Annotated in this window: 2 protein-coding genes; both read right to left on the reverse strand. The window is 77.9% G+C overall.

Annotated features, from left to right (window positions below):
* Window positions 1-1,747 (reverse strand): polyketide synthase (locus AA75_RS37350; protein WP_149038607.1); only part of this gene is annotated, 1,747 nt, incomplete at its 3' end.
* On the reverse strand, window positions 1,744-11,337 hold the full coding sequence (locus AA75_RS37355; RefSeq protein WP_033824874.1) for a non-ribosomal peptide synthetase: 9,594 nt from the start codon (window positions 11,335-11,337) through the stop codon (window positions 1,744-1,746). The genes AA75_RS37355 and AA75_RS37350, both read right to left, overlap by 4 nt.
* Window positions 11,338-11,457: the final 120 nt, after the last annotated feature.

An 11,457-nucleotide genomic window follows, 5' to 3' on the forward strand; every position in this document is an offset into this window, starting at 1 on the left:
CGGTCGGGGTGGCGGCGGCCGACGGGAGGCCCGGGCGCTCCCAGCGGCGGCGGGCGAAGGGGTAGCCCGGCAGCCGGACCCGGCGCGCGGTCCCGTCGGCGGTGGCGGTGGCGGCGGGCAGGTCGCCGCTGCCCCGGACCCAGGCCAGGTACGGCTCCGGTGCCCCGTCGGCGTGGGCGGCGGGGCCCTGCGCGGCGAGCCGCCGCAGGCCGTCGACCAGCTCCGCGGTGGTACGGGCGGGGAGCACGGCGCGTACGGCGCGGTGGCTGCGGCCGGTGTGCAGGGTGTGGGCGGTGTCGGCGGGCGCCGGGGCGTCGGGGCGGTCCAGGGCGTCGGCCAGGGCGGCGGCCAGTTCCCGCAGCGCGTCCTCGGTGCGGGCGGAGAGCGGGAAGGCGTGCGGCTCGGTGGTGACGGTGGTGGCGGTGCGGGCGGGCCGCGGGTCGGGGGCCTGTTCCAGGACGACGTGGGCGTTGGTGCCGCCGATGCCGAAGGAGCTGACGGCGGCCCGGCGCGGGCCGTCGGGCACCGGCCAGCCGTCCTGCCGGGCGGCGACCGTCAGACCGCCGCTGGTGGCGAGCCGGTGGTTGGGGGTCCGGAAGGGCGCCTGCGGCGGCACGGTGGCGTGCTCCAGGGCGAGGATCGCCTTGGCCATCCCGGCGAGGCCCGCGGCGGTGTTGAGGTGCCCGACCACGCTCTTGACGGAGCCGATGGCGGCTGGGCGAGCGCGCCCGGTGCCCCCGTACACCCGGTCCAGGGCGGCGTACTCGACCGGGTCGCCGAGGTGGGTGCCGGTGCCGTGGGTCTCCAGGTAGCCGACGGAGTGCGGGTCGACGCCCGCGACGGCCAGCGCCTCGCGCAGGACGGCTTCCTGCCCCTCCGGGGAGGGTGCGTGGTAGTCCATCTTGCGGGCGCCGTCGTTGTTGACCGCGCTGCCGCGGATCACCGCGCGGATCGGGTCGCCGTCGCGGACGGCGTCCGCCAGGCGGCGCAGCACCAGCGCACCGGCGCCGTTGCCGAAGACCGTGCCGTCGGCGTCGTCGTCGAACGGCCGGCACTCGCCGCTCGGCGAGAGGATCATGTCGGGCGCGGCCAGGAAGCCGGCCTGCGGGAAGTGCAGGGAGGCGGCCGCCACCACGGCCAGGTCGCACTCCTCGCCTAGCAGGCCCTCGACGGCCAGGTGCACCCCGACCAGGGCGCTGGAGCAGGCCGACTGCACGGTCAGGCTCGGACCGGTGAGGCCGAGCTTGTACGAGATCCGGCTGGCGGCGAAGTCCTTGTCGGCGGAGGAGAACCGGATCATCCCGGCGGCGTCCAGCTCGGTGATGCCGACCGGCGGCACCGTCGGCTGGCCGACCGAGACGTACGCGGCGGTCCGCAGGCCGGTGCGGTCGGGGGCGAAGCCGGCGTCCTCGATCGCGTGCCAGGCGGTCTCCAGCAGGATCCGCTGCTGCGGGTCCAGCCACTCGGCGTGCAGCGGGCTGTAGCCGAAGAACTCGGCGTCGAAGGCGTCGGCGTCGTCGAGGACCACGCCGGCCGGGACGAAGTCCGGGCGGGCGACCAGCTGCGGGTCGTGGCCCATCCGGACCAGCTCCTGCGGCGGGTAGCGGCGGATGCCGCTGCGGCCCTGCTCCAGCAGTTCCCAGAGCCGGTCGGCGGAGGTGGCGGGTCCGAAGCGGCAGGCGAGGCCTACGACGGCGACCGCGTCGGGATCGTCGGCCCGGGCGGCCGGCTGGTGGTCGTGGGTCATCGGTGGTCGTCTCCGAGTCGAAGGGCGCGCCGCACCTCGCGGCGGGACGGACGGGCGGACGGGGTGCGGTCGGCGGGGGCGGGCGGTTCCGGGGCTGCGGGCGGCTGCGCGGGCGACAGCCGGGCGCCGATCAGCTCGACCTGGTCGTCGAGCGTGGGGCGGGCGAACAGGTCGGCGACCTCCAGGGCGGCGCCGGGGAAGGCGCCGGCCAGGCGGGCGTGCAGCCGGCCGAGCAGCAGCGAGTTGCCGCCGAGGTCGAAGAAGCGCCGGTCCGCGGGGACCCGGTCGAGTTCGAGCAGGTCGGCCCAGCAGGTGGTGACCAGGCTCCGTACCTCCGGGCCGGCCGCCGGGCCGGGCTCCGCCGTCCGGACGCCGCCGTCGGCGGCGGTCTCCCGCCGCGACCCGGCGGGCGCCCCGGCGAGCAGGGCGGCGGCCTTGCGGTCCACCTTGCCGTTGGGTGTCAGGGGCAGGTCGGCCGTGGTGACCAGCCGGTCGGGCAGCATCCAGGCCGGCAGCGTGGCGGCGGCGAAGGTGCGCAGCTCGTCCAGGCCGGGCGGGAGCACGCCGCGGGCGGGGACGGCGACCGCGACCAGCTTGGCCAGGGCGCCCTCGCCGCGCAGCGTCAGGACGACCCGGGCCAGGCCGGGGTGGGTCCCCAGCACGGACTCGATCTCGCCGAGCTCGACCCGGTGTCCGCGGATCTTGACCTGGCTGTCGGCCCGGCCGAGGAAGACCAGCCGGCCCTGTCCGTCGCGGCGCACCAGGTCTCCGGTGCGGAAGTAGCGGCCGCCGCCCTCGGGGCGGTTCGGGTGCGCGGTGAACCGTTCGGCCGTCAGGTCCGGCCGCTGCCAGTAGCCCTGGGCGACCGCGGGCCCGCCGATCCACAGCTCGCCGGGCTCGCCCGGGGCCGGTTCGGCGGTGCCGTCGACCTCGGTGACGACCAGGTCGGTCGCCCCGATCGGGTCGCCGAGGTGGACGGCGGAGCCGTCCGTCACCCGGGCGATGGTGGACCAGATGGTGGCCTCGGTCGGCCCGTAGACGTTCCACAGGCTGCCGGTCCGGGCCGCCAGCGCGGTGGCCAGGTTCGGCGGCAGTGCCTCCCCGCCGCACAGGGCGGTGAGGCCGGGGGCGCCGGGCCAGCCGCCGTCCAGCAGCAGCTGCCAGCCGGCCGGGGTGGCCTGGAGGACGGTGACGGACCGTTCGGCGATCAGGCCGGCCAGCCGGCTCGCGTCGATGACGTCGGCCCGGCGGGCCACCACCACGGTGCCGCCGGTCAGCAGCGGCATGAACAGTTCCAGCACCGAGATGTCGAAGCAGACCGTGGTGACGGCCAGCAGCCGGGCGTCGGCGCCGGTGCCGGTGGCGGCGGCGATGGCGTCCAGGGTGTGGACGACGTTGCCGTGGGTGACGGCGACGCCCTTGGGCCTACCGGTGCTCCCGGAGGTGAACATCAGGTACGCCGGGTCGCCCGGCCGGGGTGCGGGGTCCGTCGCGGCGGCCGGGCCGGTCGGGGCACCGTCGCCGGATGCGGCGGCCTCGTCGGCGGGGACCACCCGCAGTCCGGCCGGGAGCAGCGCGGCGAGGTCCCGGTCGGCGACGGCGAGCCGGCAGCCCGCGCCCTCCACCACCATCCGCAGCCGATCGGCCGGGTAGGAGTCGTCCAGCGGCACGTAGGGGCGTCCGCTCTTGAGGATGCCGAGCAGGACGGCCGGCAGCCGGGCGCCGCGGTGCATCAGGACCGCGACGGGTTCGCCGGGTGCCGCGAGGGCGGCCACCTGCCGGGCCACCGCGTCGGAGAGCTCGTCCAGCCGGGCGTAGCTCAGGGTGTCCTCCCGGTCCTCGACGGCGGCGGCGTGCGGGTGCCGGCGGACGCTGTCGGCGAACCGGCCGACCAGGGTGGCCGACGCCGGGTCCAGCAGCGTGCCGACCGTGCCGCCGGGCAGCTCGCGGGAGACGCCGACCGCGAGCCGGCGCAGCTCCTCGACCAGTCCGTCGACGGCCGTGCCGTCCAGCGCTGCGGTGCGGTGGTTGGCCAGCACCTCCAGGCCCGCGGGTCCGTCGGTGATCTCCAGCCCGAGGTCGAAGTGGCCGCGCTGGCCGCGCCGGTAGCGGTGCGGGCCGAAGCCGGCCGGGTCCGCGGCGGCCGGGCCGCGCAGCCAGTTCTGGTAGGCGAAGGTCACCGCGGGGACGGCCCGGTCGCCGCCCGCCACCCGGCACAGCTCGGCCAGCCGGGGGTAGGGCGTCGCGGCGTGGGCGAGCGCGCCCCTGACCTCCTCGTGGAGCTCGGTCAGCCAGGCGGCGACCGGCCGGTCCGGGTCCAGCCGGACCCGCAGCGGGACGGAGTTGACGAAGCATCCGACCGCCGTGTCCTCCTCGGCCGAGACCCGGCCGTAGGTGGGGACCGCGACCAGGAAGGAGCGGTGCCCGGTCGACCGGCCGAGCGCGGCGGCGAAGGCCGCCAGCAGCACGGTGAACGGGGTCACCCCGGCACTGCGCGCGGTCCGCGCCAGCAGCGCGGACAGGTCGGTGCCGAGCCGGTACTCGCGGTGGGCGCCGGCCGCACCGGCGGCTGCCTGCGGGAAGGGCCCGTCGGCGCGCAGCCCGGCCAGCCGTGCGGTCCAGAACTCCTCGTCCTCGGTACGGGTGCGCCGGGTCTCCTCCTGCTCGCGGCGCAGGACGGCGGCGAACGGGACGGCCGGCGGCAGGGCGGTGCCGGTGCCGGTCCGGGCCGCGTAGAGCGCGGCCAGGTCCTGGCCGAGCAGTTCGGCCGAGCGGCCGTCGACCGCGACGTGGTGGGTGGTCAGCTGCAGGACCGGCCCGTCCGGGTCCGTCCACAGCACGGCGCGCAGCAGGGGTCCGGTGGACAGGGCGAGCCGCCGGTCGGCCTCCTGCCGCAGGGCGGCGGCCAGGTCCTGGCCGGGTTCGGGTGACCGTTCCAGCAGGCCGGGCGCGGCCGGGGCGGGGACGAAGCTCGGCTCGCCGTCGTGCGGGCGCACCGAGCAGGCCAGCACCGGGTGGCGGTCCACCAGGTCGGCCAGGGCGAGGCGCAGGGCGGCGCGGTCGACGCCGGGCAGGTGCCAGGCCAGCGAGATGTTGTAGGGCGCGAGCGGGGCGGCGGCCTGGTCGGAGGTCCACATCCCGATCAGGCGGTCGGGCAGCGGTACGGCGGCGCCGGGCTGCTGCGCGGTCCCGGTGCTGCGGACGGGGTCGCCGGGGTGCGCCGCGGTGTGGGGGGCGGGTCCGGTGGCGGTCGCGTGGGCGGTCTCGCGGTCCGGGGCCGGGGTGCGGTCGTCGTCGGCTCCGACGGCGGCGGTGAGCGGGGCGCCGTGGTCGCGCAGCAGGCGGTCGGTCAGCTCGCCGAGGGTGGCGCTGTCCAGCAGCACCGCCAGCGGGATCCGGCCGAGGTCGTCCTCCAGCAGCCTGCTGAGGCGCATCACCGCGATGGAGTCCACGCCGTACTCGACCAGCGGGCGGTCCGGGCCGATCATGGCGGCCGGCACCCCGATCGCCCGGCCGACCCGTTCGGCCAGCCAGCGCAGCACCGCGGTACGGGGGCGCGGGAGCCCGGCTGCGGTGTCCAGCGGCGGCAGGTCGGCGGGCCCGGCCTGCGGGGCGGGCGCGGCCTGCGCGTCAGCCGGGACGGCGAGAGCCGGGGCCCGGACGGCCGGGGCCGGGTCGGTCACGCCGAGCGCCTGCGACCAGCGGTCCTGGTCCCCCGCGACCAGCGCCGCGTGGCTGCGGTCCGGTCCGAGCGCGGACGCCAGCAGCGGCCACATCTCGCGGACCGCCGCGTCCGCCGCGAGCGGACGCAGGCCGTAGGTGTCGGTCAGGTACCCGAGGGCGGCCGGTTCGGGCGCCATGCCGGCGCCGGCGAGGACCGGCCACCCCACGGAGAGGGTCCGGCCGTGGCGCAGGCCGCGCTCGGTCCAGCGGGCCCGGGTGGCCGCGAAGCCGTCCAGGAAGCCGTTGGCGAAGGCGTAGTCGGACTGCCCCTGGTTGCCGACCAGGCTGGCCAGCGAGGAGGCGAGGACGAAGAAGTCCAGCGGGTGGGCGGCGAACACGGCGTCCAGCGCGACGGCGCCCAGCGCCTTCGCCCGGCACACCTCCGCGATGGCCTCGGGGGTCTTGCCGCGTAGGAAGCCGTCGCGCAGCACCCCGGCGGTGTGGAAGATGCCGCGCAGCCTGGTCCCGGACCGCTCCAACCCGGCAGCGAGGGAGGTGAGTTGTTCGACGTCGGTCACGTCGCAGCGGTACTGGTCGACGGTCCCCGTCCCGGTCCCGCGCAGCTCGGCGAGCAGCTGCTCGTCCGGGGCCGAGCGGCCGACCAGGATCAGGTGGGCGGTCGGCGCGGCGGCCCGGAGCGCGGCGGCGAGCTGCCGGCCCAGTCCGCCGGCGCCGCCGACCACCAGGTAACTGCCGTGCGGGTCGAGCAGTTCGCCCGGCAGGCCGGACCGCAGCGGGTCTCCGGTCCGCGGCAGCGGCGTCAGGACCGCGCGCCGGCGCCGGGAGTCGGCACCGAGCCGGATCCACTCCTCGCCCGCCACGGGCCCGGTGCCGAGCTCGGCGAGCAGCTCCCCCGTCACTGCCGCACCGGCGTCGAGGGTGACCAGCCGCAGGCGCAGCCGGCCGGTCTCCCCCGCCACGGTGCGCAGCAGGCTGTGCAGCGCGCGGACGGCGGGCGCCGGTTCGCCGTCCTGCTCCGCCTCGGTGACCAGCAGCACCTGGCTGCCGTCCAGCGCGCGGCTGCGGACCAGGCCGCGCAGCAGACCGAAGATCCCGTCGATGACTCCGGAGCCGAACCCCGTCCAGGCCGGGCCGAGTCGGCCGGCGGTCAGCGGTTCGGTGCCGAAGCCGAGGCCGGGCAGGCTCCCGGTGAGGTCCACCAGGAGGGTGTCCGGGGTGCCGGTGCGGGCCGCGGTCTCCGCCAGCGCGGTGGTGTCACCGGCCCGGGCGAGTGTGAGGTGGGCGGCGCGGTGCGCGGCCAGGCCGGGGGCGAACGCACCGTCACCGACGGTCCACAGGGTGCCTCCCGGGCGGGTGGCGGCGGGACGGGGGGCGTCCGCCCAGCCGAGCCGGTAGGCGGCCACCGGCGGCGCCGGCTCGTCGGCCGCGACGGACCGCCCGGCGGGGGCAGCGGTCTCCGGCACCGCCGCCCGCTCGGGCGTCGCGGCGGTGTCGCGCAGCTCGGTCCTGATCCGGAAGCCCTCGACCTCGGCGAGCACCCGGCCCGAGGCGGGGTCGACCAGGCGGAGGTCGAAGACGTGCAGGCCGGAGGCCTCGTCGGCGCGGACCCGGCGGCTGTGCACGTACGCGGCGCCGGTCACCGGGCCGTGCACGGTCAGCCGGTCGACCGCCATCGGCCGGTAGCGGCGCCGGGCCGCGGGGTCCTCGGCCAGCAGCAGGAACGCCGCGCTCTGGCAGGCGCCGTCGAGCAGGGCCGGGTGCAGCACCTGCCGGCCGTCGCCGTCCTCGCCGGGCGGCAGCCGCAGCTCCGCGGTGGTCTCCTCGCCGCTGCGCACGGCCCGGCGGACGGTGCGGTACAGCGGCCCGTACGCGAAGCCGTGGTCGGCGAAGGCCCGGTAGAAGGCCTCGGTGTCGGTCCCGGTGGTGAGGTGCCGGTCGAGGTCGGCGATCCGGTACTGCAGGGAGGGCTGCACCGGGTCGGTGGTGCGCGGCTCGGTCCAGCCTTCGGCGGCGGCCGCCGCCGGGCCGGTGGCAGGGCCCGCCTCGATCCGGAACCGTCGGCAGCCGTCGGCGTCGGGCTCGGCCAGCTCGGCGCGGACCGTCATCGGCAGACCCGCGGCGGGCGCGGGCCACACCAGGTCACGGATCACCTGCCGGTACGGCGACCGGCCGGCGGTGAGCAGGGCCTCGTGGACCAGCTCGGGGTGGAAGGCCCCGGGCAGCAGCGGCACGCCGTCGACCACGTGGTCGGCCACCCAGCGGGAGGCCCGGCCGAGTGCGGCGGTCACGGTCCGGGCACCGGGGATCCGTACCGTGTCGGCGAGCGGCAGGTCCACCGGGGTGCCGTCGGCCCGGTCCTGGCCGCCGGGGTCGGGCAGGGCGCAGCGGCGGCGGGCGAACGGGGTGGTCGGCAGTGCCACCCGGCGGCCCGGGGCGGCCGGTTCGGGCAGCCGGCCCTCGGTCACCCAGGCGGTGGCCGCGGGTTCGGCGCTGACGGTGGTGTCGGCGGTCACCAGGTCCGGGTGGTGCCGTCCCTCGGCGAGGGCGGTGAGCGCGGCGCGCAGCCCCCGGGGGTCGGACGCGGTGACGGCGGCGCGGTGGGTCCAGGTCTCGCGGCCGGTCCGCAGGGTACGGGCGAGGTCGGCGAGGGTGGCCTCGCCGCCGAGCAGGGTCTCGGCGCCGGGGCCGGCGGCGAGCGCGTCGGCGAGCCGGGCGGCCAGGGTGCGCAGCCGCTCCGGGTCGGGGGCGGAGAGCGGCAGGACGACGGGGCCGTGCGGCCTCCCGGTCCGGTCGGCGGGCCGGTACTCCTCCAGCAGGACGTGGGCGTTGGACCCGCCGGCGCCGAACGAGCTGACCGCGGCGCGGCGCGGCAGCGGCCGCCCGTCGGCGTCGTGGAGCCGCGGCCACGGCTCGGCGCGCTGCTGGACGATCAGCGGGGTGCCGTCGAGGTCGAGCTTCGGGTTGGCCCGTTCGGCGTGCAGGGTGGGGACCAGCCGGCCGTGGCGCAGCTGGAGGATGGCCTTGGTGAGGCCGGCCACACCGGCCGCGGCCTCGCCGTGGCCGATGTTGGACTTGACCGAGCCGATCCGCAGTCCGGCGTCGGCGGTGGCGGGCCGGTCGCCGCCGAACGCCAGTGCCAGGGCACGCAGTTCGATGGGGTCGCCGAGTTCGGTACCGGTGCCGTGGGCCTCCACGTAGCCGATCCCGGCGGGGTCGAGGCCGGCCCGCTCCAGGGTGGCGCCGATCAGGGCGGCCTGCGCGAGCGGGTTGGGCACGGTGTACCCGCCGGTCCCGCCGCCGTGGTTGAGCCCGGTGCCGCGGATCACCGCGTAGACGGTGTCGCCGTCGGCCTCGGCGAGGTCGAGGCGCTTGAGGACGACGGCCCCGACGCCCTCGCCCGGCACGAACCCGTCGCCGCCGGCGCCGAACGCCCGGGTCCGGTCGCCGCGGGACGGCATGCCGAGCGCGCAGAGGCCGGCGAAGCGGTCCGGGTGCAGGTAGAGGTTGACGCCGCCGGCCAGGGCGAGGTCGGCCTCGCCGTCCTGGACGGCCCGGCAGGCGAGGTGGAGCGCGGTCAACGAGGACGAGCACATGGTGTCGACGGTCATGCTGGGGCCGCTCAGGTCGAGGGCGTGCGAGACCCGGTTGGCGACCGAGGCGGCCGCCGTGACGGCGTACTCCGGGTTGTCGGCGCCGGCCAGCCGGGCCTGGTGCTGGGCGATCAGGTGGCTGTTGGCGGTGACGCCGGCGAAGACGCCGACCCGGGGGCCGCCGCCGGCGCCCGCCAGGGTGCGGCGGCTGTACCCGGCGGTCTCGAAGGCCTCCCAGGAGACCTCGAGGAAGAGCCGTTCCTGGGGGTCCATCACGGCGGCGTCACGCGGGGTGATCCGGAACAGCTCCGGGTCGAAGCGGTCCCAGCCGTCGAGGAAGCAGCCCCAGCGGGCGTAGCCGCCGCCGGTGGTGCGGGCGGTGCGCCAGTCCCAGCGGTCGGCGGGGACCTCGGTGACGGGGGTGCGGCCGCGGGAGAGCAGCTGCCAGAAGGCGTCGACGTCGTCGGCGCCGGGGTAGCGGCCGGCCAGTCCGATGACGGCGACGGCCGGGCGCCCGGGGTCGCCGGTGGCGACGGCCGGGGCCTGCGGACGGGCCGGGTGGGCCGGACGGGCCGGACGGGTCACAGCGGCGGTGTCGGTGCGGGAGTTGGTGCCGATGCTGGTGGTACCGGCGGCGGCCCCGGCGGCGGGGGGTGCCTCGAGCCAGCCCGCCAGCCGGCGCAGCGTCGGGTGCTCGAACAGCACCGTCGAGGGGATCTGCCGGTCGGTGAAGCGCTGCCGCAGGGCGCCGGTGAACTCGCCGTTGAGCAGGGAGTCCACTCCGATGCCGGGGAAGTCGGTGTCGTGGTCGATCAGGTCCCGGTGCTGGCCGGTCAGGTCGGCGACCAGTCCGGTCAGTTCGGTGAGCAGCTGCTCGGGGTCGGCGGCCGGTGCCGCGGGAGCGGCGGGGGCGGCGGGGGCGGCCGGACGGGCCCGGTCGTCGAGGGCGCGGGCCAGGTCGTCGACCGTCCGGTGCTCGAACAGGGCGGTGGCGGAGATCGCACCGAACTCCCGGGAGACGGTGGTGACCAGCTCCATGTTGAGCAGCGAGTCGATGCCCAGCTCCTGCCACGGCAGGTACCCGGGGACGGCGGCCTGCGGATCGCCGAGCAGGTCCCGGACGATCTCGCGCAGCCGGTCGGCGGTCCGGCCGCCGGCCGTGGCCGCGCCGGCCTCGCCGGCCGCCGGGAGGGCGGGTACCGGGCCGTCAGCGGTCGCCGGGTCGTCCGCGGTCGCCGGGGCATGGCAGTCCAGCAGGGCGACGCAGCCGGGTGCGTCGCGCAGGTGGTCGACCCCGCCGAGCCGCCAGCCGCCCGCGTCGAGCAGCGCACGCCAGCGGTCGGGGTCGAGCAGCGGGCCGTGCGGCAGCCGGTACTGCGCGTCGACGTAGCGCCACCAGCCGTCCGTCAGGCCGAAGGTGAGGGTGTAGACGGCGGCGGGCGCGGTGATCTCGACCAGCAGCAGTCGGCCGCCGGGGGCCAGCAGCTCGGCGACGTGCCGCAGGGTCCGGGTGAGGTCGCGGGTGGCGTGCAGCACGTTGCTGGCGACGACCAGGTCGTAGTGCCCGGGTGCGAAGCCCTGGCCCTCGGGGCTCTTCTCGATGTCCAGCAGCCGGGGCTCGACCTGCTCGCCGAACCGGCGGCGGCCGTGCTGGAGGAAGGCCCGGGAGACGTCGGTGTAGGCGTACTCGGCGTCGGTGACGCCGTGGCGGGCCATCGCGGCCAGCGCGGCGGCGGTGGTCCCGCCGACGCCCGCGCCGATCTCCAGGATCCGCGGGCGGCGGCCCGCCCTGGTCAGTCGGGCGGCGGTGGCGGCCAGCTCCTCGGCGGCACTCCGGTTCACCGGGTCGAAGAGCCGGTTGCCGCTGTAGATCGCGGAGACCGCGCCGAGGTCGCCGCGCGGGAACAGCACGGCGGTGGCGGGCTGTTCGCCGCGCAGCACCGGACCGTAGGCGGCGAGCGCCAGGTCGAGCAGGTCGAGGTGCCCGAGCAGGTCCGGGTGGTCGGCCAGCAGCGCGGTGCGGGCCGCCGTCAGCTCGGCGCCGGACGGGACCTCCGGGCCCTCGGTGCGCAGCAGGTCCAGGACCGCGGCGAGCAGGCGGTGGTGCTCGGGGACGACGCCCAGCAGGTCGGCGGCGGCCGCGGTGCCCGCCCGGGCGGTGGCGCGGTCGAGGCCCAGGTCGGCCATCCGGCGGGCGAGCGCGCCGCGGGCGTAGCGTTCCAGCCGGTGCGCCGGGTCGGCGGCGGGCCGGGTCAGGGCCCGCAGCGGCTCGGGGGCGCCGCCGACGGCGACGGTCTGCGGATCGGTGCCGGTCATGCCCGCTTCCAAGGCGGCCACCCCTGTCTCTGGTAGGAAGTCGGTCAGTCCGGGGTACTGCCGCCGGACGTGCGCCGCGTACTGGCGGGCGGGGCCGGGGCCTCGCCCCAGGCCCCCGTC

Origin of the sequence: Kitasatospora sp. MBT63, assembly GCF_000710465.2 — a bacterium.
GTDB lineage: Bacteria > Actinomycetota > Actinomycetes > Streptomycetales > Streptomycetaceae > Kitasatospora.